The organism is Mesorhizobium sp. M0491 (assembly GCF_040321265.1).
Taxonomy (GTDB): domain Bacteria; phylum Pseudomonadota; class Alphaproteobacteria; order Rhizobiales; family Rhizobiaceae; genus Mesorhizobium.
In genome coordinates this window covers 1-22,962 of the sequence record NZ_JAMYRE010000039.1, presented here as the reverse complement: position 1 = coordinate 22,962, position 22,962 = coordinate 1, and the positions used below count along the sequence as shown (strand labels likewise).

The window sequence follows — 22,962 nt, the reverse complement described above, 5'->3', positions numbered from 1 at the left end:
CTAGCGGCAGGGGCTGAGCTCGGGCATCTCGCCGTCGGAGAGACCGTACATATAGGAGCGGCCCTTCACCAGCACCGGCGGCCGGTAGCAATCGCTGTATCCGCTGATTTCGTCGGCTTCGTTCTCGTAGATCACCTTGGGCTGGCCGGCGCTGGTGTAGTCGGAAAGCTGCTTGGCCAGCCTGCCTTCGCCGACGATGATGCGCTTGTAGCCAGCGGCGCTGTCGACGACGAGGTTGCCGAAGGAATCGGCGTAGACGCGATCCTGATGCCGCGCGCCTGCAAGCGCTGGCGCTGCAAGGCCGACGGCCGACGCCGTCACGATGAGCGCCGCAAGGCGCGATCTGCCCGAATTCGAACGCATGGCGTCCTCCGTGTCTTGAGGGAAAGCCTCCTCGAATCAGAAATTAACGTTTTCTTAACCTTTGTTAAGAGGCCGGTGCGTTTGGCGGCAATGTCTCGGTAAACATGGTTAATATCCGTTAATATCCGACTGGATGGAAAACCCGTTGGCCATCATTCGGCCATGCTCGGCCGCACCATCGCGGCTGGTGTCCGTCTCGGCGTCGGGATGACCTTGATCTTGGCAAAGCATCGCGGCTGGTTTGCCGCGCGGGAGGACAGCATATGGCGCTACGCCGGCCGAATTGGGTGTCCGTTTTCCCGTTGCTCGGGATCGCCGCTGGCTGTGTGCCGCAGGACAGCGCGCCGAAGGCGGCCAATACCGTGGTCGTCTCACCTGCACCGGCTCAGCAGTCCGTCGCAGCCGCGGCGCCTCCGGCAGCTGCAACCAAGATCATCACCGACCTTACCGCGCCTCGGTCCGGCATAGGCGCGGCCACCTACAGATGCGGCAACAACGGTATGATTTCTATCCAAAATCTCGGTACATCGTTGCGTGTGGTCGGGTCCGACGGCGCGACCGAGGAGTTTGCGGCGTCGCCCGCCAACCAGAGCAGCCGCTACCAGGCGGTCACGCATGACGCAATCGTGATCGACGGACGCGAGGCGTTGGTGATGAAGAAGGGGTCGACGCCGCAGACCTGCAAACGCTGACGCCAATCTCAACACCGCTGGGCCCTTGGGTCAGACATGTTGCACTGCAGCGATATCGAGCCGGCTTCGGGCCTCCCGGCCTAATCGATTGAAGCCCAAGCCGGCCTTTTAGTCAGACTAAATTACGTTTTCGAAACGGTTTTCTGGCTTTGACGCGGTGCAAAAAGAGCATTAGAAACCGGCTGTCCGAAGTCGCAACCGGAAGCGGCAATGCCGCATTTCCACCTGAGGCTCCAGAGAGACGCCGAACTGGGGGAGCCATGAGCAAATCACCAGCCACCCGCGAATTTGTCAGACGTGAACGGCCGATTTCGCCGCACCTCACCGTGTACCGGCCGCCGATCACCATGACGATGTCGATCATTCACCGCATCACCGGTGGCGCGCTGTATTTCGGCACGCTGCTGGTCGCCCTGTGGCTGATGGCGGCGGCAAGCTCGCAGGCGACTTTCGATTGGGCCAATTGGGCCTTCGGCACCTGGCTCGGCCGGCTCATCCTGTTCGGCTACACCTGGGCGCTGATGCACCATATGCTGGGTGGCGTGCGCCATCTGATCTGGGACACCGGCGCGGGCCTGGAGAAGCATACCGCCTCGAAGATCGCCTGGGCGACGCTGGCCGGCTCGATCCTGCTCACGCTGCTGATCTGGATCGCCGGCACTATGGCGCGGGGAGCCTGATCATGAGCGGCAAAAACACCGACATGCGCACGCCGCTGGCGAGGGTCCGCGGCCTCGGCTCCGCCCGCGAGGGCACCGGGCATTTCTGGCGCCAGCGCCTGACCGCGATCGCCAACATCCCGCTGATCCTGTTCTTCGTCGGCTTCCTGATCGCGCTCAACGGCGCCGACTACGCACATGTGCGGGCAGCTCTTGCCAACCCGTTCGTGGCGCTGGTGATGGCCCTGGTGCTCATCTCCGGGCTCATCCATATGCGGATCGGCATGCAGGTGATCATCGAGGATTACGTGCATGGCGAAGGCATGAAGCTGGCGCTGATCGCGCTCAATACATTTTTTCCCATAGCGGTCGGCGTCGCCTCGATCTTCGCCCTGCTCAAGCTGACATTCGGAGGCTGAGTTGGCCAAGGACGCGACACAAGCCAACAGCGCTGGCTACACTTATGTCGACCACAAGTTTGACGTGGTGGTCGTTGGCGCCGGCGGCGCCGGCCTGCGCGCCACGCTCGGCATGGCCGAACAGGGCCTGCGCACCGCCTGCATCAGCAAGGTGTTCCCGACCCGCTCGCACACGGTGGCGGCGCAAGGCGGCATTGCCGCCTCGCTGTCCAACATGGGTCCCGATTCCTGGCAGTGGCACATGTACGACACCGTCAAGGGCTCGGACTGGCTGGGCGATGTCGACGCCATGGAATATCTGGTGCGCGAAGCGCCGGCCGCGGTCTACGAACTCGAACATTACGGCGTGCCGTTTTCGCGCACCGAAGAGGGCAAGATCTACCAGCGGCCGTTCGGCGGCCACATGATGAACTATGGCGACGGCCCGCCGGTGCAGCGCACCTGTGCCGCCGCCGACCGCACCGGCCACGCCATCCTCCATACGCTCTACGGCCAGTCGCTGAAGAACAACGCGCAGTTCTTCATCGAGTATTTCGCGCTCGACCTGATCATAGAGCCGGACGGCACCTGCACCGGCGTCGTCGCCTGGAACCTCGATGACGGCACCATCCACCGTTTCTCCGCCAAGATGGTGGTGCTGGCGACCGGCGGCTATGGCCGCACCTATTTCTCGGCCACCTCGGCGCACACCTGCACCGGCGACGGCGGCGGCATGGCAGCGCGTGCCGGCTTTCCGCTGCAGGACATGGAGTTCGTGCAATTCCACCCGACCGGCATCTATGGCGCCGGCTGCCTGATCACCGAGGGCGCACGCGGCGAGGGCGGCTATCTCGTCAACTCCGAGGGCGAGCGCTTCATGGAGCGCTACGCGCCGTCGGCCAAGGACCTTGCCTCGCGCGACGTCGTCTCGCGCTGCATGACGCTGGAAATCCGCGAGGGTCGCGGCGTCGGCAAGAACAAGGACCACATCTTCCTGCATCTCGACCATCTCGATCCCGCCGTCCTGCACGAGCGGCTGCCGGGCATTTCGGAATCGGCCAAGATCTTTGCCGGCGTCGACCTGACCAAGGAGCCGATCCCGGTGCTGCCCACGGTCCACTACAATATGGGCGGCGTGCCGACCAATTACTGGGGCGAGGTGCTCAATCCGACGGCGCTCAATCCAGACCAGGTGTCGCCCGGATTGATGGCTGTCGGCGAAGCCGGCTGTGCCTCCGTGCATGGCGCCAATCGGCTCGGTTCGAATTCGCTGATCGATCTTGTGGTGTTCGGCCGCGCGGCCGCGATCCGCGCCGGCCAGGTCATCGACCGCAAGTCGGCGATCCCTTCGCCCAACGAAGCCTCGGTCGAAAAGATCATGGACCGCTTCGACCGGCTCCGCCACGCCAACGGCTCGACGCCGACAGCGGTGCTGCGCGAGAAGATGCAGAAGGCGATGCAGGAAGACGCGGCGGTGTTCCGCACGCAGGAATCGCTGGAGAGCGGCTGCAAGCGCATTTCGCAGCTCTGGGGCGAGTTGAAGGACATCAAAGTGTCCGACCGCTCGATGATCTGGAACTCCGATCTGGTCGAGACGCTGGAGCTGGAAAACCTGATGGCCAATGCCATCACCACGGTCTACAGCGCCGAGGCGCGCAAGGAGAGCCGTGGAGCACACGCACGCGAGGACTTTTCGGCGCGCGACGACGCGGTCTGGCGCAAGCATACGCTGGCCAGGCTGAGCGAAGACGGCAAGGTGGCCCTCTCCTACCGGCCGGTGCACACCGAGCCGCAGCTGGCTGAAAAGGACGGCGGCATCAGCCTCGCCAAGATCGCGCCCAAGGCCAGAGTGTATTGAGGATCGAACATGGTTGAACTCACGCTCCCCAAGAATTCGCAGATCAAGCCGGGAAAGACCTGGCCCAAGCCCGAGGGCGCCACCAATCTGCGGGAGTACCGCATCTATCGCTGGTCGCCGGACGATGACGAGAACCCGCGCATCGACACCTATTTCGTCGACATGGACGATTGCGGGCCGATGGTGCTCGACGCGCTGCTGTGGATCAAGAACAAGATCGACCCGACGCTGACCTTGCGGCGTTCCTGCCGCGAAGGCATTTGCGGCTCCTGCGCCATGAACATCGACGGTTCCAACACGCTGGCCTGCACCAAGGGCTGCGACGACATTTCCGGCGCGGTAAAAGTCTACCCGCTGCCGCATATGCAGGTGGTCAAGGACCTTGTGCCGGACCTCACCAATTTCTACGCCCAGCACGCGTCGATCCAGCCCTGGCTGAAGACGGTATCGCCGGAGCCGGCCAAGGAGTGGCTGCAGAGCCATGAGGACCGCGAGAAGCTCGACGGGCTCTACGAATGCATATTGTGCGCCTGCTGCTCGACCTCGTGCCCGAGCTATTGGTGGAACGGCGACCGCTATCTCGGTCCGGCAACGCTCTTGCAGGCCTATCGCTGGCTGATCGATAGCCGCGACGAGGCCACCGGCGAGCGGCTCGACAACCTCGAAGATCCGTTCCGGCTCTATCGCTGCCACACCATCATGAACTGCGCGCAGACCTGCCCCAAGGGCCTCAACCCGGCCAAGGCGATCGCCGAGATCAAGAAGATGATGGTGGAGAGAAGGGTTTAGGCTGGCGGTCGGTTGCCGGCGAAAGCAAATCCAATGAGCGATGACCTTCCCACTCTCTCCCCCGTCGAAGCGCGCATACTCGGCTGCCTGATCGAGAAGAAGGAGCTGACGCCGGATGTCTATCCGCTGACGCTCAACGCGGCACTGGCCGCCGCCAACCAGAAGACGGCGCGCGAGCCGGTGATGGCGCTGGAGCAGACCGAGGTGCACCGGGGGCTGAAGCTGCTCGAACAAAAGGGACTGGTGCGGCAGATGTTCGGCTCGCGTGTCGAGCGCTACGAGCACCAGATGGCGCAGCGCTTCTCGCTGACCACGCCGCAGACCGCTTTGATCGCCCTGCTGTTGCTGCGCGGGCCGCAGACGGTCCATGAATTGTCGGCGCGCACCGAGCGCATGGCGCGGTTTTCGTCGATCGAAGATCTGCGCGCCGAGCTCGACATGCTGATCGGCCGTCGGCCGCCACTCATCCAGGAAATCCCGCGCGGACCGGGCCAGCGCGAGGACCGCTACGTACATCTGCTGAGCGGCCCGGTAGACGTTACCGTCCTTTCGGCGCAGCGAAGTGCATCGGTCCTGCCCGCTTCCGACCTGGAGGCGCGGTTGGAGGCGTTGGAGCAGGAAGTCGCCGCATTGCGTGCCCGGCTGGACGCGCTGGGAGCATAGGTCCCCGGCGCGCGCCTGAGCGTTCGCGCCGGGTCTTCACACCGGATGCAGCGTTCTCAGCCGAGCTTGGCGTCGAGCGACACGTTTATGGCGCCGAGCGCCTTCGAGACCGGGCAGCCGGCCTTGGCCTTCTCGGCCAGCTCCGTGAATTTCGCCGCATCGATGCCCGGGACCTTGCCGACCACGGTGAGGGCGCTGCCGGTGATCCCCGTGCCGGGAACCAGCGTCACCACGGCCTTGGCGTCGAGTTCGGTGGCAGGCGTGCCGTTCTCGGCCAGGAAATGCGAGAACTGCATGGCAAAGCAGCCCGCATGCGCCGCCGCGATCAGCTCTTCAGGGTTGGTGCCGGATTTGCCGCTCTCGTCCTCGAAGCGCGCCTTGAACGAATAGGGCGTGCCCTTCAGGGTCCCGCTCTGGGTGTCGAGCGTGCCCGTGCCCTCTTTCAGATTGCCTTTCCAGACGGCGTTTGCGGTGCGGTCCATGAATTCCTCCTTATTGCAGCGGTGGCGCCGGCCAGGCGGCGTTCCTCCCAACTATAGCGCGGGCGCGCGGGAAGACCACCGCGCTGTTTTGCGCGCGCATGCGGCGACGGCGGGTCTCATCGAATCTTTTTTGAAAAATGTGCGTGCAAAAATGTCGACTTGCACCGGCCCCGACCGTCCTGCGGGCGGCCACGGATTCTCGTGGCCGATGGAGGTTCGCATGAACAATCTGTTTTCCGCCCATTGGACAAGCACCGGCCGAAGGGCTGATCTCGGGGAAAGCGACCCGCTGCAGGTGCCGCCCTCCGGCTTCGGCCGGCTGCTTGCGGCAATTGCCATTATCGGCATCGCGGTCAGCCTTCTCGACCATGTCGCTGCCGGCAAGGACTCAACCGATACCGTGATCGCCTATGGTTCGTCACAGCAAGGGAGATGGAAATGAAATATGTCTGTCTGGTCTATGGCGAGGAAAACGACCTCCATGCCATGACGCCGGAGCGTCTGGCCAAGCTCGATGCCGATTCGATGGCTCATGACCGGTCATTGGATCAGCGTGGGATGCTGATCGTCGCGCAGGCGCTGCAATCGGTGAAGACGTCGAAGACGGTGCGGCGACGCCAGGGCAAGCCGCTGATCACCGACGGCCCGTTCGCCGATACCAAGGAGCAGTTGCTCGGCTTCGTCTTGATCGAGGCCGACAATCTCGACCAGGCGCTGGAGATCGCCGGCGAGATCCCGCTGGCCGAAATAGGCACCATCGAGGTGCGGGCGATCTACGATGTGCCGGGGTCATAGCCCCCGCCATGTGCTACAGCCACGTGGAAACCAAGGCGTTCGACTGAACGATCGTCCTGGTTCATTTCGTGCGCAACTTTTGCGTGTTGAAGCAAGGCGAGAGTTCTCCTATCGTCGCCGGGGTTCTTGGGGATTTCGACATGCCTTTCCTGATTGCTATCCTTGGCGTGATGGGCGCGGCAGCGTTTTGGTGGTACCGGATGAAGGCCATGAACGACGCGGCTCGTGACGTTGCGGACGTTGTCGGGCGCGTACAGGGCAACATCCGCCGCAAGAAGCTGCGCAAGCAGGCGGCGCTGTCGCCGCTGACGGCGATCGATGATCCGGTCGTAGCGGCGGCTACGCTGATCACGTCAATCGTCTCCGAGGATGGGCCAATCCTGCCGCAGCGCGAGGCCGTCATCCGCGCGGTGATTTCCGAGATCGCCGACAAGAAGAAAACGGACGAAGCGGTGGTCTACGCCAAATGGGCGGCGTCACAGATCGACGACACCACAATCGTCATCGACAGACTGGCGCCGTTCCTGCGCGAGCGTCTGGATGTCGCCGAGCGAAACGATCTGCTGCAGATGGTCAACCGGGCCGCCCAGGGCGGCGAGAAACGCCTCGAAATATCCGACCAGAGGATATTGCGGCTGCGGCAGAAGCTGGGTTTTGAGGTCAATTGATCGCATACCTTGGCGATTGGCGGAAACGCCCATCGCTTTCGTCATCCTGGGGCGGAGCAAGGAGCGAAGCGACGCGGCGCAGACCCCGGGATCCATGCCGCGACTCAAACGCGTCACCACGGTGCAGAATTCTGCTCCGCTGCATTCTTCAGCCAAGGTCGCGGCATGGATCCTTGGGTCTTCGCTCCGCTTCGCGTCGCTACGCCCAAGGATGACGACGTTGGGGATGCTGGCGGCGGCTCAAATCGCCTCGCCCTTCAACAGTCTTGGCGTGCCGGCGGACAGTCCCGACGCCTGGCGGATGAAGAATTCCTTCAGGCGCGGCATGCGTTCGACGAGGCCGAGGCCGATGTCGCGGACGGTTCGTAGCGGGCCGATATCGTTGGAAAACAGCCGGTTCAGCGCGTCCGTGGTGATGCCCATCTGCACCGTGTCGAAGCGGCGCCACTGCTGGTAGCGTTCGAGGACGTCGAGCGCGCCGATGTCCTGGCCGAGCCGGTCGGCCTCGACGATCACCTCGGCAAGGGCTGCGACATCCTTGAAGCCGAGATTGAGGCCCTGGCCGGCGATCGGGTGGATGCCGTGGGCGGCATCGCCGGCGAGCGCGATGCGGGGTGCGACGAAGGCACGCGCAATGGTCAAGCCGAGCGGCCAGGCGCGCGGCTTATCGGCAACGCGGATCTCGCCAAGCTTCAGGCCAAAACGCTGCTCGAGCTCGTGTTCGAAGAGGAGATCGTCACCGGCCACCAGCTTCTCGGCATCGGGCGTACGTTCGACCCAGACGATCGACGAACGGTTGGTGCCGTCCTCACCGGGCTTGAGCGGCAATGTGGCGAAGGGGCCGGCCGGCAGGAAATGCTCTTCAGCGCGACCATTGTGCGGGCGTTCATGCGCCACGGTGCAGACGATGCCGGACTGGCCATATTCCCACTTCACCGTCTTGATGCCGGCCATGTCGCGCAGCTTCGAGTTGACGCCGTCGGCGGCGACCAGCAGCCGGGCCTTCAGCGTCGCGCCGTCGGCAAGATGCACGGTGATACCACTGCCGTTGGGTTCGAAACCCTGCACGGCGACGCCTTCGATGATGTCGATGCCGAGCTTTTCGGCGCTGGCCCGCAAGGCGCCGTTCAGCACCTTGTTGGCGACCATATGCGCAAAAGGCTCGCCCGGCGCCACTTCGCCGTCGAAGGTCAGGAAGACCGGACGCACCGGATCGGCGGTGCGCGAATCGGTGATGATCATCTCGGTGATGGCTTGTGCCTGCGGCGCGATCTCGGCCCACACACCGAGCTGGTCGAGCATGCGGCAGGCGGCGGCGGCAATGGCCGAGGCGCGGCCATCCCTTTGCCAGGCGCCGGCAGGTGCGGCATCGACGAGAGCGATGGCGAGACCCGGTCGCGCCTGCTTCAGCGACACGGCGGCGGCCAGGCCGACATAGCCGGCGCCGGCGACCAGGACATCGAGCCCAGATCTTGTTTTCACGTTTGCCCCGGTTTTCGTGTCCGCCTTGCGTTCCATCATCTTCGCTCCTGCGCGCCGGCCGGGTCTTGCGCCCTTGACTGCCTGTCCGTCCTGTCGGAAACCGCCATAACACTTCTGCGGCGAGGGCGCGAAATATGACGGCAGCCATGGACGAGCTTCTCGGCATTCTCGACCTCGAGAAGCTGGAACACAATCTGTATCGTGGTCGCAGCCCGCTGCTCGACTGGCAGCGCGTGTTCGGCGGCCAGACCATCGCCCAGGCGCTGGTGGCGGCGCAGCGGACAGTGGATCCCGATCGGTACGTGCATTCGCTGCACGGCTATTTCATGCGGCCCGGCGACACCAAGGTGCCGATCGTCTACGAGGTCGACCGTATTCGCGACGGCGGCTCCTTCACCACGCGGCGCGTGGTGGCGGTCCAGCACGGCCAGGCGATCTTTTCGCTCGAAGCCTCGTTCCAGCAGGACGAGGTCGGTCTCGAGCACCAGGTGCCGATGCCGCAGGACGTTCCGGGGCCGGACACATTGCTGTCGCAACGCGAATTGCTGGGCAAATTCGGCGAGGCGGTGCCCGATGGCATCAAACGCTACTGGGAGCGCGACCGGCCGATCGAGATGAAACCGGTGATGCTGAAGCATTACACCAGCCGCGAAAAGCTGGAGCCGAAGCAGAATATCTGGATCCGCACCACCGGTCCGGTGCCGGCGGACCGCGCCATCCAGGCGGCGGTGCTCGCCTATCTCTCCGACATGACGCTGCTCGACACATCGACCTTCGCGCATGGCCGCGCCATTTTCGATCGCGATATCCAGGCGGCGAGCCTCGACCACGCCATGTGGTTTCATCGCAGCCATGCGCTCGACGACTGGATGCTCTATACGCAGGACAGCCCGTCGACACAGGGGTCGCGCGGCTTTACACGCGGGTCGCTATTTGCCCGCGACGGCACGCTGATCGCCTCGGTTGCGCAGGAAGGGCTGATCCGGCTCAAGCGACCGCCTGCAGAGTAGGCATTTTCCAAAAATTGCCTAACTTTTAAGCAGATGCACCGCCGCAGCTGTGGGCAGGTTGCGTCGGTGCGCTCCCGAAACTGTTTGCTTACAATGGGTTAACACCCTGCTTCGGCACTTGGCACGGAGCTTGAATCCTTGTGGGCACTCTCCGGCTCTTTGGGATCGGTGAAGGTGTGCAAACGCGGGGGACCGCAACAGCAAAGGGTGAAACCTTATGAAAATCGTGATGGCAATCATCAAGCCGTTCAAGCTCGACGAGGTACGCGAAGCGCTTACCGCCGTCGGCATCCAGGGCCTGACCGTCACCGAAGTCAAAGGCTACGGGCGTCAGAAAGGGCATACGGAGATCTATCGCGGGGCGGAATACGCGGTCAGCTTCCTGCCGAAGATCAAGATCGAAGTCGCGGTCAGCGCCGACATGGTCGACAAGGCCGTCGAAGCCATCACCGCCGCCGCCAAGACCGGCCAGATCGGCGACGGCAAGATCTTCGTTTTCGGCATCGATCAGGCGGTGCGCATCCGCACCGGCGAAACAGACACCGACGCGCTCTGAGCGGCGATCACGTATTCCAATGGAGAGTTCAATGAATATTCCTTCCACCTTGAAGTCAGTGGCGCGCTCCGCGCTGCTGGGCTCGTTCGCACTCGGAGCATTGGGCACGGTCGCCGCATTCGCGCAGGAAGCGGCTCCCGCCGCGGCTGCAGCAGCGCCAGCTTTCACCGTCGACAAGGGCGACACCACGTGGATGATGATTTCCACCGTTCTGGTGCTGTTGATGACGGTTCCCGGCCTTGCGCTTTTCTACGGCGGCCTGGTTCGCAGCAAGAACATGCTGTCGGTGCTGATGCAGGTCTTCACCATCACCAGCGTGGTCATGATCATCTGGGTTTTCTACGGCTACAGCCTCGCCTTCACCCCGGGCAACGCCTTCGTCGGCGGCCTTTCCAAGATGTTTCTCTCCGGCGTCGATGTGACGACCCTGTCGGAAACCTTTACCAAGGGTGTCGCCATTCCTGAACTGGTGTTCGTCGTCTTCCAGATGACCTTCGCCTGCATCACGCCGGCCCTGATCGTCGGCGCCTTCGCCGAACGCGTCAAATTCTCCGCTTTGATCCTTTTCGTGATCCTGTGGGTCACTTTCATCTACTTCCCGATCGCTCATATGGTCTGGTTCTGGGGCGGCCCGAGCGCTTATAGCGATCCGACCGGCCTCATCTTCAGCTTCGGCGCCATCGACTTCGCCGGCGGCACGGTCGTTCACATCAATGCGGGCATTGCCGGCCTCGTCGGCGCGCTCATGATCGGCAAGCGCAGCGGCTACAAGAAGGATCTCATGGCGCCGCACTCGATGACGCTGACCATGGTCGGTGCTTCGCTGCTGTGGGTCGGCTGGTTTGGCTTCAACGCCGGTTCGAACCTTGAAGCGAACGCCTATGCGGTGCTGGCCATGATCAATACCTTCGTCGCCACGGCGGCGGCGGCGGTGACCTGGATCGTGCTTGAATCGCTGCTGCGCGGCAAAGCCTCCATGCTTGGTGCTGTTTCGGGTGCGGTGACCGGCCTCGTCGCCGTCACGCCTGCTGCCGGCTTTGCCGGCCCGATGGGCGCCATCGTGCTCGGCATCGTCGCCACCTTCGTCTGCTACTTCTTCGTCTCGGTGGTGAAGAACGCGTTCGACTACGACGACAGCCTTGATGTCTTCGGCGTCCACTGCATCGGCGGCATCATCGGCGCGCTCGGCACAGGCATCCTGGTCAATCCTGCCCTCGGTGGCGCCGGCATTGTCGACTATTCGACGGCCAACTTTGCTGCCGGCTATGCCGGCACGGCCACACAACTCCTGGCGCAGGCCAAGGGTGTCCTGGTGACCCTGTTGTGGTCGGGTATCGGCAGCGCCATCCTCTACAAGATCGTCGACCTGATCATCGGCCTGCGTCCGACAGCCGACGCAGAGCGCGAAGGCCTCGACCTCACCTCGCATGGCGAAGCGGCCTATCACTCGTAAGCCCTGTGCGAGGCGGCCTCGGCCGCCCCGCATTCTCCCATCCCGTCGTGACGCTCCCGAAAGGAGTTCACGCATTGAGGCCCGGATCATGTCCGGGCCTCTTTTTTTGGCAAGCCGTTCCGGCAATGCCCGGCTTCACGCAATCACGTTCGGGTGATCAGGTTTTTTGAGGAAACAACGACCGCTCTGGTTCCGAACAGTGGAGGCGATCGTCGTTCTGACGCTCGTGCCAACAACAGGGAAGGAAACCATCTCATGAACCTCAAGAACATCTGCCTCGGAGCGCTTGCTCTTTCCATGATCGGCGGCGTGGCTTTTGCCGGTGCTCTGGATGAGCCCGACAACATGGCGCCGTTCTTCACGGACTCCGGCATGAAAACCATGAAGCCGATGGCGGATTTCAAGACAGCCTTCATGGCCATGCCGATGGAAAAGCAGGAAGCGATGAAGAAGGAATGCCAGGATGCGGCGATGAGCAAGCCGCATGCGGAATTCTGCGCCAATGTGCAGGCGCTCGGCGGCGCCAACTGATTTGCCGCGATCGGGCCGAGACCCGATCTTTGTTCCAGACGACCAATGGCGGGCTGCCAGCCCGCCATTGTGTCGTTCGATGGAAGCTCCATCGGCCCGTCGTCCATCATTGCCTCATACGGCTCAACCGGCGGTAACGAGGTTTGATCATCTCAACCTCTTATAGTTAATGCGCCCTTAACCTTCCCACCGATAGTCTGAGACCCGAATCTGCCGGAGTGCGCCACGCACCCGGCGAGACCATGACAGACGGGGAAGAGCATGCGTTCAGGGGCTTCAGCACCGCTCGCGCTGGCCGATACCGGGCACGGCATCCAAGCGTTCGCACGGCGTCAGGTCGGGCGGCTGGTTGGCGTCGGCCTGTTCGCGCTGGCCGCCTTTGGCGTTGCCAGCCTTGCCACCTGGAATGTCGCCGATCCGAGTTTTTCCCACGCGACGAACAACACCGTCACCAACGCCATGGGCTATGCGGGTGCCGTGTTCTCCGACCTGGCCATGCAGTTCTTCGGCCTCGCCGCCGTCGCCGCCCTGGTTCCGACGGTCATCTGGGGATTCCTGCTGTTTTCCGCACGCGGCGTCGACAGGCTGCCCAAGCGCGGGCTGACCTGGTTCGGCTTCGCGCTGCTGGCCGCTGCGATGGTCGGCTGCGTCGTGCCGCCCAAGACCTGGCCGCTGCCCACCGGCCTCGGCGGCGTGTTCGGCGACATGGTGCTGAAGATCCCCAGCGTCGTCATCGGCGGCTATCCGACCGGGCTGATCGCCAGCATCATCGCCATCCTGCTGTCGGCGCCCGCACTGTGGCTCTTCGCCCATGGCTCGGCGCTGATCGGACGCAAGAACGGCTTCGCCGTGATGGAGGACGAGCCCGCCGTTGATCCGCGCGAGGACGACCTTTTGTTCGACAATGACGAGGACGAAGGCGACGAGGGCATCCTGGCGCTCGGCGCCATCACCCATTGGTGGCTGTCGCTGCGCGCGTGGATGCACCGCCGCGCCTTGCGCCGCAGGCAGGAGCGGGACGAGTACGAGCCGGAGATGGAGCAGCGCTCCACCGCTTGGCGGCGCGCCGCAGAACGGGTCGAATCGGCCGAGTTTGCCGAGCAGCGGATGAGCCAGGATGGCCGCGCCCGCGTCGAGCCCGAATTCTTCGCCGCCATGGTCAATGACCGCAGCGTCTCGCTCGATCCCGACGATGCCGATATCTTCGAGGACCGCTTCGACAATGCGGGCGAGGATGCCGATTTCGACGATGAGCCTGTCGTGCAACGCCGCGGCGCGTCGACCGCCAAGGTGCAGCCGTTCCGCTCCGACGCAGCCACCCGCGTCGAGGCGCCGGCGGCGCGCCCCGTGCCCGGCGCCCGCGTGCAGCGCGAGGCGCAGACCTCGCTGATCGGCTCGGAAAAGTTCGAAATGCCGTCGCTGCACTTCCTCTCCGAACCGAAGAACGTGGTGCGCGACGCCAGCCTGTCCAAGGACGCGTTGGAGCAGAACGCCCGCCTGCTCGAAGGCGTGCTGGAGGATTTCGGCGTCAAGGGCGAGATCATCGCCGTGCGTCCGGGTCCGGTGGTCACGCTCTATGAGCTCGAACCGGCGCCCGGCATCAAATCGTCGCGGGTCATCGGCCTGTCCGACGACATCGCCCGCTCGATGAGCGCCATCGCCTGCCGCGTCGCGGTGGTGCCAGGCCGCAACGCCATCGGCATCGAACTGCCGAACGCCAAGCGCGAAACCGTCTATCTCAGAGAGATCCTGGCCAGCCGCGATTTCGAGACGACGAAGGCCAAGCTGGCGCTGGCGCTGGGCAAGACCATCAATGGCGAGGCGGTCATCGTCGACATCGCCAAGATGCCGCACGTGCTTGTCGCCGGCACCACCGGCTCGGGCAAGTCGGTCGCCATCAACACCATGATCCTGTCGCTGCTCTACCGGCTGACGCCGCAGGACTGCCGGCTGATCATGATCGATCCGAAAATGCTGGAACTCTCGGTCTATGACGGCATCCCGCATCTGCTGACGCCCGTCGTCACCGATCCGAAGAAGGCGGTGGTGGCGCTGAAATGGACCGTGCGCGAGATGGAGGACCGCTACCGCAAGATGTCCAAGGTCGGCGTGCGCAACATCGACGGCTTCAACGCCCGCGTCAGCCAGGCGGACAAGAAGGGCGAGAAGATCTCACGCACCGTGCAGACCGGCTTCGACCGCCAGACCGGCGAGGCGATCTACGAGACCGAGAACCTCGATCTCGAGCCGATGCCCTATATCGTCGTCATCATCGACGAGATGGCCGACCTGATGATGGTCGCCGGCAAGGACATCGAAGGTGCCGTGCAGCGCCTGGCGCAGATGGCGCGCGCCGCCGGCATCCATGTCATCATGGCTACGCAGCGGCCGTCGGTCGACGTCATCACCGGCACCATCAAGGCCAATTTCCCGACCCGCATCTCCTTCCAGGTGACGTCCAAGATCGACAGCCGCACCATTCTGGGCGAGCAGGGCGCCGAGCAGCTGCTCGGCATGGGCGACATGCTCTACATGGCCGGCGGCGGTCGTATCCAGCGCGTGCACGGCCCGTTCGTCGCCGATGAAGAGGTCGAGAAGATCGTCGCGCACCTGAAGCTGCAGGGCGTGCCGGAATACCTCGACGCCATCACCGAGGATGACGGCGAGGACGACGACGAGCCGTCGGGCAAGGGTGGGTCCGGTGGCGGCAACAGCAATTTCGAGGATTCCGACGATCCCTACGATCAGGCGGTCTCCGTGGTGCTGCGCGATGGCAAGGCCTCGACCAGCTATATCCAGCGCCGGCTGGGCATCGGCTACAACCGCGCCGCCTCGATCATCGAGAAGATGGAGAAGGAAGGTATCGTCGGCCCGGCCAACCATGCCGGCAAGCGCGAGATCCTGGTGCCGACCGAAGAGGACAAGTTCTGACCAGAAAGCCTGACCCTTGTGACATCCCGGTCCGGCAACCTTGAACCTTTCAAGGCGTTGAAGCGACCAAGGGACGCCTGACCCGCCAAATTTCAGCCTAACTGGGGGTCCAAGCACAGAACAACTCAGGAATCAGATGAGAGTGACCGACATGAAAAACGATCTTTCAGCGCTCAGCACATTTGCTCCCTCCCGGCGTCAGTTGCTGGGCCTCGGCCTGGCGTTTGCGGGGGCGGCAGCCTTCAACGCGGTACCCGGCTTCCAGGTGCTGGCCTCGGCGCAGGCGGCCGTGCCGGCCGCGGCACAGAAGATCGCCGACCACTTTTCCTCGGTCAAATCGATGAGCGGCGAATTCGTGCAGTTCGGCCCCAAGGGCGAGCAGACCGGCGGCAAGTTCTTCCTTGAACGGCCGGGCAAGATCCGCTTCAACTATGACGGCTCTTCGAATTTCCGGGTGATTTCAGACGGCAAATCGGTGGTCATCCTGAACAAGAGGCTCAACACGTCCGATCTCTATCCGCTGTCGAAGACGCCCCTGAAGCTGCTGCTCGACACCAGGATCGACCTCTCCGGCGACCGCGTCAAAAGCGTCAAGCAGGAGGATGACCTCACCACCATCCAGCTCGCCGACAAATCGGTGTTCGGCAATTCGAGGATCACCATGATGTTCGATCCGAAAACCTTCGATTTGCGGCAGTGGACGATCACCGACGCGCAGGGCAAGGATACGACGGTGATGATCTTCAACACCAAGGAAGGTGTCAGCTTCGCGCCGGATACTTTCGCCATCGACTACACGGCGAACCGCGAGCTCAACACCAACAAGGCGCGCTAGAGCAGTTCACCGTTTCACGGGAACGACGACCCGCTCCAACTCCTTGTTCCTGGAATTGCTCTGGCTTCAAACGCTCAATAGCTGTGGAAAGCACCGGGCCGCGCCTCGTCGGGCGTGGCCCGGCTTGTCTTTGCGGCCCGCGGCTGGCAATTTCCCGGGCTGACTCCGTCAAAAGGCGTCTTCCCCGCCGGGACCCATCGGTTCTGGCCGGCTGCACGCTGTCCTGGATTGCCAATGCCCTTCTCCATCGCCACCTGGAACATCAACTCCGTTCGCCTGCGCATGCCGATCGTCGAGCGCCTGCTCGTCGAGCATGCGCCCGACGTGCTGTGCCTGCAGGAAACCAAGGTTCCCGACGAACTGTTTCCCGAAAAGGCTTTCCGCAAGCTCGGCTACGAGCACATCGCCTTCCATGGCCAGAAGGGCTACCACGGCGTCGCGACGGTGGCGCGGCGGCCGATCGAGGTGGTCGAAAAGCGACGCTTTTGCGAAATCGAGGACAGCCGGCACCTCTCGGTCACGGTGCGGGCCGGCGGCAAGGCGATCCTGCTCCACAATTTCTACGTTCCGGCGGGCGGCGACGAACCGGATCCCGTCATCAACAGGAAGTTCAAGCACAAGCTCGACTTCGTTGCCGAGATGAATGCCATCCGGGCAGAACATGACGAGGTGTCCGGCTCGGTGCTGGTCGGCGACCTCAACATCGCCCCGCTCGAGCATGACGTCTGGTCGCACAAGCAATTGCTCAACGTGGTCAGCCACACGCCGGTCGAGACAGAAAATTTCGAGGCGATGCGCCGCGCCGGCGACTGGGTCGACCTGATGCGGCTCAACGTGCCGCATGAGCAGAAGCTCTACACCTGGTGGAGCTATCGCGCGCAGGATTGGGAGCTGTCCAACCGCGGCCGCCGTCTCGACCACGTCTGGTCGTCGCCGAACCTGGTGCCCAGCTTTTCCGGCTACGAAATCCTGCGTCCGGCGCGCGGCTGGGAGCGCCCGTCGGACCATGTGCCTGTGATCGCGCGGTTCGATCTGGACTAGCCTGCTTGAAGATGCGGGGCCTGCGGCAGTCAGTCGGTAGAGGTGGAGTCGGCTGGATCCACCCACGGACGGCCCAATCGTGTCACCATCGCCGCGTACCCAACGGCACCTGCCGCCCAAAGGAAGATGCCAAGCTCTTTGACGACGTCTTCGGCGATGGCGGCCGCAGAACCAGGGGTAGGAAACAGCTCTCCGAGCTGGTCGATGGATGCTGACATCGCGAGCAGGAAGCCTGCGGCCACAAAGACGATCGTGCCGTCGAATGTCTTTCGTCGCAGCCGAAAGAACCAGAACAACCCGGCGGCGGCGTAGACAATCATCGGAACGATCTCCGGTATCCCTACAATGGGCAGCACGTCCTCATGGATCAACAACAGGTCGTCGAGGCCCAAGAACAGGGTAAGGCCGCCGAGAAACGTGCAATCCCATCGATGCGTGAGCAGGCCAGCAAACAGGGTCGCAGCGCCGGTGCCGATCCATAGCGAAGCACCCAGGGACGAAATCCACCCCGTATAGAAGCCGACTTCGGCGGCTGCAGATGGATCTCGATAAAAGATCCAAGCGTCCAGGCCACGAATTTGCGCGATGAACAGCGCGGCTAAGAGCATCGCAACATTAATCGCCGTCGCCGCCAGTACGACCAAGCGCCAGGCTATTATCCATTCGCCGCCATGCTTTGTGTTCAGCGCGTTGTTCTCTGGCATTGCTATTCTCATTGAGGACTGAGAGGAACTCCACTGGAACCAAAGTACGACAGCCGCCAGATCTGCCGCCGAGAACTCCGCCTGCATTGTGCCGGTGGCTTCGCCCCACCGAACCCATTGTACCATGGCGTCGATGTTCAGGTGAGGCTGGCCTGCAAATGGCCGACCTGAATCTCAACGCGCTTCGAAGCGCGACCAAATGAATTCAAGTTCAAACGGCGCGCTCAAGTCTTCATGCATGTCGTTGTCGCGAATTGCTGGGCTGACAGGCCAGCGAGATCCGGCAGATGGGGATGGTCGCGGCGGCGCGTCGCCAGCATCCGTTGCGCCGCTTCGATGATTGTCGACGCAGGCACATTGGCGACCAGGCCGGTCGGGCTTGCAAGACGGGATTCGATCACGTCCACGCAGTTCGAAAGCGGCCTCCAACGGGCCATGTTGGCGCCGCCACTGAGGATAACCATCGGCGTCATCACGGTTGCCATGAGATGTGCGGTACCGCCTTCGGCGCCGATGTAAAGATCGGCAAACTCGCCGAGCGCCAGCAAGATGTCGCCGATATCGACACCCTCGATCGCGGCGGAATCAACAAGCCGCAGCTTCGGTACGCGCTGAGCCAGTTCAGCCATATCGGGACCATCGCCGGGGGTTTTCACATAGAGAAGGTCCGCCCCGTCGGCGATCAGGCCGTCGGCGATCGCGGCAACCTGATCCGCCGACATGCGCTTGCTGGCGCTGCCGTGCGCCGCGATAATGATCAACGGAGCATGCTTGCCATGCGCAAGGCCCCTGGCCGCCGCTCGTGCGGCCGGGCCAGGCTCCAGCCGATGATCGAAAGGCAGCCGCTTGCCGGCAAGGCGTTCGATGAGACGGTGGTAGCGCCAGGCATTGTGCCCGGGTCGTGCTTCAGGCCTTTGGCCCAGGCGCCAGGAAAGGGCGAAAGCCGGAAAGTTTGCCTCATAGGCGATGCCGCGGCCGAGCAGTGATGCCGAGGCTTGAAGCAGCCAACGCGCCGAGATGCGGAAATCGACCACGGCCAACCGCCCCTTGCCGTTGCAGTGACCGGCGATCAGGTACGCCAGGGACGTCCGCACATTGATCGCATCGACCAAATGGCCGGCATGGCGATTGAGGCTATGTTCAAGGGACGACGATCGGGTGGTTCCGTAGACGATGAAACTATCGGGGAATGCCGTTCTGGCGGCGCGCAAAGCCGGAATCCGGATTAATCCGTCGCCGAACGCGTCATTGCGGGAATACAAGATAATCGTCTCGTACCGCCCTGACGGCATGGCTCGCTCCCCCCAGGAGCCTGGTGGTGGTGGCGCCTGCTGTGCCGGCCGCCTTCGAGGTGCTTTAGGATTTCACCTCATGCCTGTCAACGGACCCTTGCCTCTGGATCCGGGCGTCCGGATGAACGAGCCATTGGCCATTCCCGCTCCGGCCGCAGTGCGCCACGATCAGTTCATCGCGGCCAATGTCGTTGAAAACGCTGCCGCGCTTCCGCCTTTGGCCGCGAAACAACAGCTTCGCAGGCGGGCAGCCTTTAGCCGGAGAAGCGCGGCGCCAGTTCCTCGATGCGGCGGATCATCGCCTGAAATTCCTCCGAGATGCGCTGGTGGAGCTTGACCGCGATCTCGGGATATTCCTCCAGGATGCGGCGGAACATCTTGCGGCTGAGCCGCATCACTTCCGAATCGATCTCGGCCGAGGCGCTGGTCAACCGATTGGTGTCGGCGATCAATGCCAGTTCGCTCAGGATCGTGCCGGGGCCTGCCGTGCCAATCGGGATGCGTTCACCACCCTGCTCCCGGTAGAGCACGATGCGCCCACTGACGACGATATAGGCGGAATCGGCCTCGTCGTCCTCGCGATAAAGCTTGTGGTTGGCAATCAGCCTGGTGTTCTCGGCGCCAAAGGCGAGCAGGCGCAATTGTTCCTGTGTGAAGCCCTCGAAGAGCCTCACGGCGGACAGGACGCGGATGTCGTCATCCAGCGCCATCTAGCTATGTCCCCGAACCGACAGTCCGACTCCTCCTCTGCGAGTTCGATCCAAACCACCCTCCAACTGGATCGTACCCGAAAGCGGCCCCGCCCGACCGCTCATTGGATAATGAAATGTTTAAGGAACCAGCTTGTAGCCGCCGCTTTCTGTCACAAGAATTTCCGCATTGGAAGGATCGCGCTCGATCTTCTGGCGGAGCCGGTAGACATGGGTTTCCAGCGTGTGCGTGGTGACACCGGAATTGTAGCCCCATACTTCCTCGAGCAGCACGTCGCGCGTCACCACCTTCTGGTCGGCGCGATAAAGATATTTGATGATCGAGGCTTCCTTCTCCGTCAGCCGCACCTTGCCGCCGCGCGGGTCAAGCAGCAGTTTCTGGCTGGGCTTGAAAGTATAGGGCCCGACCGAGAAGGTGGCGTCCTCGCTCTGCTCGTGCTGGCGCAGCTGCGCCCGAATGCGCGCCAGCAGCACGGCAAAGCGGAACGGCTTCGTCACATAGTCGTTGGCGCCGGCCTCGAGCCCAAGAATCGTATCCGAATCGGTGTCGTGGCCGGTCAGCATGATGATGGGCGCCTTGTAGCCGCCCTTGCGCAGGATCTTCACCGCTTCGCGGCCATCCATGTCGGGCAGCCCGACGTCCATGATGAGCAGATCGATGAGGCCGCCGCGCGCTGCGGCGACACCTTTTGCCGCAGTCGATTCCTGCAGCACGTCGAATTCCTCGTAAAGGGATAATTGCTCGACCAGTGTGCCGCGCAGGTCATCATCATCGTCGACGATCAGTATGGTGCGTGAAGTCATGGATCAATCCGTTGTTTTGAAAAGAAAATTCAGTTGACCGCTGCCTGTTTATGCGGAAGCTGACCGGCGCAACAGCCGTTCACAGTGATTTGTTCCGTGGCACGATCATACAAGAAAAAACACGATCGCAATGCAGCCGGCGCAATTTTGCGAAAAGGGCTGCGTGTGCTGACCGTGCGGGCCAGGCCTGGGCATCCAAGCCAGGGCCTGCTGCAGGCCGGGAAAACGGTGTTTGCCTGTGCGTTGGGGCGCGGTGGCATCTCGGCCGGCAAGCGCGAAGGCGATGGCGCCACGCCGCTGGCCGCGATGCGGATACTGTCGGGGTATTTCCGGGGAGATCAGTTCTCCAGCGGCCGCAGGACCCGTCTGGCGATGACGCCGATCGGGCCCGATCTGGGCTGGTGCGAAGTGCCTGACGACCGCAACTACAACAGGCCCGTCAAGATACCCTATGGCGCCAGCCACGAACGCATGCGGCGCGACGACCGGCTCTACGACGCCTGTCTTGTGCTCGACTGGAACCTGTCGCCGCGCCGGCGCGGGCGCGGCAGCGCCATCTTCTTCCATCTGGCGCGCCCCGGCTTCACGCCGACGCAAGGCTGTGTGGCTGTCACGGCTCGTACGATGGCGCGACTGCTGCCGCTGCTGTCGGATCGGACGGTGGTGAGGGTGGTAAGATAGTAGGGGAGTAGGGGAGTAGGGGAGTAGGGGAGTAGGGGAGTAGGGGAGTAGGGGAGTAGGGACAGTCCCGGCGCAGCCTTAATTTTCCTATTCCCCTATTCCCCTATTCCCCTATTCCCCTACGACCAGGTTTCTGCCAGCCGATGTCTAGCAGGCCCAGCCGGCCAAGTTCTCTGTCCATTGCGCGAGCGACGTCGCGGCGCTCGCCGCCGATATCGCGCAGTTGGCGATCGGAGAGATCCTCGACGTCCTGGTAGGCAATGTCGCGGCGGGCGAGGCGTATCGCGATCCGGGCGTGACGCAGCCAGTCGAGGGTTTCGGCCAGCCAGGCCGGGCGGGGTGTCGATGAATTCAAAACGATGATGGACATGGTTATGATCCGTTGTCTCCGGATATCAAATCCGGCTTGATGATGTGTCGATGATGGGATCATGCCAGATTGAAATCCCTGCGAGAAACGAGTAGTTTTCTCTGGATCATCAAGTTTTATTTGAGGATAGGATGGCTCGTCTTCTGCCCGGGACTCGTGCCTTGAGGACGCTGGAAGCAGCGGCCCGGCACCTCAATTTCACCCGCGCCGCCGACGAGCTCGGCCTGACACCGGCCGCCGTCAGCCATCAGATCAAAGAAATCGAGGATCAACTCGGGCTGGTGCTGTTCACACGCACCAGCCGCACCATCCGGCTCACCGAGGCGGGGACGGTGCTGTTCGACGCCTCGGCCGACGCGCTCGACCTGCTTGGCCGGGCCGTTTCGCGGGCGCAAAAGCTGGCGCGCGGCACCGCCCTTTTGAAGGTAACGCTCGACGCGCAGTTCGCGTCAAAATGGCTGATGCGACGCGTCGACGATTTTCGCAAGCATCACCCCGATATCGAATTGCGATTCGACATTGCCTATGAAGTGCGGGATTTCGAACTCGATGACATCGATGTCGGCATCCGTTTCGGCGCCGGTAAATATCCGGGTCTTCGCACCCACCGGCTGTTCGACAACATCCTCATTCCGGTGTGCAGCCCGAGCCTCTTGACGTCCGGTCCGCCGCTGCGTGAGCCGCGCGACCTCTTCAATCACACGCTTGCGCATATCGAATGGTCGCGGCAAGGCGTGACATGGCCCAACTGGCGGATGTGGATGGCGGCGGCCGGCATCAATGATTTCGACGACAGCCGGACCGTCGTCTTCGGAAACTCCACGGATGCCGTCCAGGCAGCGCTCGACGGCAATGCCGTTGCGCTCGCCGATTTCGCCATGGTGGCGAACGACCTTTCCCAGGGCAGGCTGGTGCAGCCTTTCGAACTCGGCCTGCGGGTGGCGCCCGAGTTCGCCTACTTCCTGGTCTATCCCGAAAATACCGCCGACGATCCGCGCATCGTCGCCTTTCGCGAATGGATGCTCGAGGAAGTCGCCAAGACGCGGACCACGGACAAAGGGCAGTAGGGCAGAGGGCAGTAGGGCAGTAGGGCAGTAGGGCAGTCTGTCGGTTGGGGGTTAGCCCATTTCCCCATTTCTCATATACCGATCTGGATGATGTGAGGTTGAGATGGGTCTGTATATCGGTCTGACGT

The 22,962-nt window shown here is 63.0% G+C and carries 26 protein-coding genes; 18 read left to right on the top strand and 8 right to left on the bottom strand.

Going from position 1 to position 22,962, the window contains the following annotated elements; genetic code table 11:
• Nucleotides 1-363 carry a hypothetical protein gene (locus NKI69_RS32025; protein ID WP_023811258.1) on the bottom strand — a complete coding sequence of 121 codons (363 nt, stop codon included), beginning with the start codon at nucleotides 361-363 and terminating at the stop codon, nucleotides 1-3.
• Between the two features lie 263 nt (nucleotides 364-626).
• Here NKI69_RS32025 and NKI69_RS32020 point away from each other — a divergent pair, with 263 nt between their 5' ends.
• The 6 genes from NKI69_RS32020 to NKI69_RS31995 all read left to right on the top strand — a co-directional run bounded on the left by NKI69_RS32020 (nucleotide 627) and on the right by NKI69_RS31995 (nucleotide 5,422).
• On the top strand, nucleotides 627-1,055 hold the full coding sequence (locus tag NKI69_RS32020) for a hypothetical protein (protein WP_023811256.1): 429 nt from the start codon (nucleotides 627-629) through the stop codon (nucleotides 1,053-1,055).
• A gap of 260 nt (nucleotides 1,056-1,315) precedes the next feature.
• Nucleotides 1,316-1,735 (top strand): succinate dehydrogenase, cytochrome b556 subunit, encoded by a 420-nt coding sequence (gene sdhC, locus NKI69_RS32015; RefSeq protein ID WP_352723305.1) that lies wholly within the window; start codon nucleotides 1,316-1,318, stop codon nucleotides 1,733-1,735.
• A 2-nt stretch (nucleotides 1,736-1,737) separates the two neighbouring features.
• Entirely contained in the window at nucleotides 1,738-2,133 is a 396-nt protein-coding gene (sdhD, locus tag NKI69_RS32010; protein ID WP_352613007.1) for a succinate dehydrogenase, hydrophobic membrane anchor protein, read from the top strand.
• Nucleotide 2,134: 1 nt separating this feature from the next.
• Nucleotides 2,135-3,970, top strand: coding sequence for a succinate dehydrogenase flavoprotein subunit (gene sdhA / locus NKI69_RS32005; RefSeq protein ID WP_352723304.1), 1,836 nt, complete (start codon nucleotides 2,135-2,137; stop codon nucleotides 3,968-3,970).
• A gap of 9 nt (nucleotides 3,971-3,979) precedes the next feature.
• A complete protein-coding gene (locus NKI69_RS32000) occupies nucleotides 3,980-4,759 on the top strand; it encodes a succinate dehydrogenase iron-sulfur subunit (protein ID WP_013528877.1) in 780 nt (259 codons plus the stop codon).
• A 33-nt stretch (nucleotides 4,760-4,792) separates the two neighbouring features.
• The gene (locus NKI69_RS31995; RefSeq protein WP_352723303.1) at nucleotides 4,793-5,422 is read left to right on the top strand and encodes a YceH family protein; all 630 of its coding nucleotides are present in this window, start codon (nucleotides 4,793-4,795) and stop codon (nucleotides 5,420-5,422) included.
• A gap of 56 nt (nucleotides 5,423-5,478) precedes the next feature.
• Here NKI69_RS31995 and NKI69_RS31990 read toward each other — a convergent pair whose 3' ends face one another.
• Nucleotides 5,479-5,904: an OsmC family protein gene (locus tag NKI69_RS31990; RefSeq protein WP_128304244.1), complete on the bottom strand. Its 426-nt coding sequence runs from the start codon at nucleotides 5,902-5,904 to the stop codon at nucleotides 5,479-5,481.
• A 220-nt stretch (nucleotides 5,905-6,124) separates the two neighbouring features.
• On the opposite strand from NKI69_RS31990, the gene NKI69_RS31985 reads away from it, so the two are divergent.
• From NKI69_RS31985 to NKI69_RS31975, 3 genes are all read left to right on the top strand, one after another.
• Complete coding sequence (locus NKI69_RS31985; protein WP_027037411.1) at nucleotides 6,125-6,346, top strand: hypothetical protein; 222 nt, start codon at nucleotides 6,125-6,127, stop codon at nucleotides 6,344-6,346.
• Nucleotides 6,343-6,699, top strand: coding sequence for a YciI family protein (locus NKI69_RS31980; RefSeq protein WP_352723302.1), 357 nt, complete (start codon nucleotides 6,343-6,345; stop codon nucleotides 6,697-6,699). The genes NKI69_RS31985 and NKI69_RS31980 overlap by 4 nt, the downstream gene beginning before the upstream one ends.
• A gap of 140 nt (nucleotides 6,700-6,839) precedes the next feature.
• Nucleotides 6,840-7,367, top strand: a complete 528-nt coding sequence (locus tag NKI69_RS31975) for a hypothetical protein (protein ID WP_352723301.1) — start codon at nucleotides 6,840-6,842, stop codon at nucleotides 7,365-7,367.
• Nucleotides 7,368-7,607: 240 nt separating this feature from the next.
• Here the strand turns inward: NKI69_RS31975 and NKI69_RS31970 are convergent, their stop codons facing one another.
• Nucleotides 7,608-8,885, bottom strand: a complete 1,278-nt coding sequence (locus tag NKI69_RS31970) for a ubiquinone biosynthesis hydroxylase (protein ID WP_352723313.1) — start codon at nucleotides 8,883-8,885, stop codon at nucleotides 7,608-7,610.
• A 98-nt stretch (nucleotides 8,886-8,983) separates the two neighbouring features.
• Between NKI69_RS31970 and tesB the strand changes: the two genes are divergently transcribed.
• From tesB to NKI69_RS31935, 7 genes are all read left to right on the top strand, one after another.
• The gene (gene tesB / locus NKI69_RS31965) at nucleotides 8,984-9,859 is read left to right on the top strand and encodes an acyl-CoA thioesterase II (RefSeq protein ID WP_352442082.1); all 876 of its coding nucleotides are present in this window, start codon (nucleotides 8,984-8,986) and stop codon (nucleotides 9,857-9,859) included.
• A 217-nt stretch (nucleotides 9,860-10,076) separates the two neighbouring features.
• On the top strand, nucleotides 10,077-10,415 hold the full coding sequence (locus NKI69_RS31960; RefSeq protein ID WP_013528889.1) for a P-II family nitrogen regulator: 339 nt from the start codon (nucleotides 10,077-10,079) through the stop codon (nucleotides 10,413-10,415).
• A gap of 31 nt (nucleotides 10,416-10,446) precedes the next feature.
• Nucleotides 10,447-11,868 (top strand): ammonium transporter, encoded by a 1,422-nt coding sequence (locus tag NKI69_RS31955; RefSeq protein ID WP_352630943.1) that lies wholly within the window; start codon nucleotides 10,447-10,449, stop codon nucleotides 11,866-11,868.
• A gap of 255 nt (nucleotides 11,869-12,123) precedes the next feature.
• Nucleotides 12,124-12,399: a hypothetical protein gene (locus NKI69_RS31950; protein ID WP_013528891.1), complete on the top strand. Its 276-nt coding sequence runs from the start codon at nucleotides 12,124-12,126 to the stop codon at nucleotides 12,397-12,399.
• A 261-nt stretch (nucleotides 12,400-12,660) separates the two neighbouring features.
• Entirely contained in the window at nucleotides 12,661-15,330 is a 2,670-nt protein-coding gene (locus NKI69_RS31945) for a DNA translocase FtsK (protein ID WP_352723300.1), read from the top strand.
• Between the two features lie 151 nt (nucleotides 15,331-15,481).
• Nucleotides 15,482-16,165, top strand: coding sequence for an outer-membrane lipoprotein carrier protein LolA (locus NKI69_RS31940; protein ID WP_128304317.1), 684 nt, complete (start codon nucleotides 15,482-15,484; stop codon nucleotides 16,163-16,165).
• Between the two features lie 234 nt (nucleotides 16,166-16,399).
• Nucleotides 16,400-17,206: an exodeoxyribonuclease III gene (locus NKI69_RS31935; RefSeq protein ID WP_128304241.1), complete on the top strand. Its 807-nt coding sequence runs from the start codon at nucleotides 16,400-16,402 to the stop codon at nucleotides 17,204-17,206.
• A gap of 29 nt (nucleotides 17,207-17,235) precedes the next feature.
• Here the strand turns inward: NKI69_RS31935 and NKI69_RS31930 are convergent, their stop codons facing one another.
• The 4 genes from NKI69_RS31930 to NKI69_RS31915 form a co-directional block, all read right to left on the bottom strand.
• Complete coding sequence (locus tag NKI69_RS31930; RefSeq protein ID WP_128304316.1) at nucleotides 17,236-17,910, bottom strand: DUF8692 domain-containing protein; 675 nt, start codon at nucleotides 17,908-17,910, stop codon at nucleotides 17,236-17,238.
• Nucleotides 17,911-18,134: 224 nt separating this feature from the next.
• Nucleotides 18,135-19,172: a glycosyltransferase family 9 protein gene (locus NKI69_RS31925; protein ID WP_352723298.1), complete on the bottom strand. Its 1,038-nt coding sequence runs from the start codon at nucleotides 19,170-19,172 to the stop codon at nucleotides 18,135-18,137.
• 284 nt (nucleotides 19,173-19,456) lie between these two features.
• Nucleotides 19,457-19,912, bottom strand: a complete 456-nt coding sequence (locus NKI69_RS31920; protein WP_023811239.1) for a cyclic nucleotide-binding domain-containing protein — start codon at nucleotides 19,910-19,912, stop codon at nucleotides 19,457-19,459.
• Nucleotides 19,913-20,032: 120 nt separating this feature from the next.
• The gene (locus tag NKI69_RS31915; RefSeq protein ID WP_013528898.1) at nucleotides 20,033-20,716 is read right to left on the bottom strand and encodes a response regulator transcription factor; all 684 of its coding nucleotides are present in this window, start codon (nucleotides 20,714-20,716) and stop codon (nucleotides 20,033-20,035) included.
• A gap of 144 nt (nucleotides 20,717-20,860) precedes the next feature.
• Here NKI69_RS31915 and NKI69_RS31910 point away from each other — a divergent pair, with 144 nt between their 5' ends.
• Nucleotides 20,861-21,397, top strand: coding sequence for a L,D-transpeptidase family protein (locus NKI69_RS31910; RefSeq protein WP_196815328.1), 537 nt, complete (start codon nucleotides 20,861-20,863; stop codon nucleotides 21,395-21,397).
• Nucleotides 21,398-21,500: 103 nt separating this feature from the next.
• Here NKI69_RS31910 and NKI69_RS31905 read toward each other — a convergent pair whose 3' ends face one another.
• Nucleotides 21,501-21,767: a hypothetical protein gene (locus tag NKI69_RS31905; RefSeq protein WP_352442088.1), complete on the bottom strand. Its 267-nt coding sequence runs from the start codon at nucleotides 21,765-21,767 to the stop codon at nucleotides 21,501-21,503.
• Between the two features lie 131 nt (nucleotides 21,768-21,898).
• Between NKI69_RS31905 and gcvA the strand changes: the two genes are divergently transcribed.
• Nucleotides 21,899-22,834, top strand: a complete 936-nt coding sequence (gcvA, locus tag NKI69_RS31900) for a transcriptional regulator GcvA (RefSeq protein WP_352442089.1) — start codon at nucleotides 21,899-21,901, stop codon at nucleotides 22,832-22,834.
• The last annotated feature ends 128 nt before the right edge of the window (nucleotides 22,835-22,962 follow it).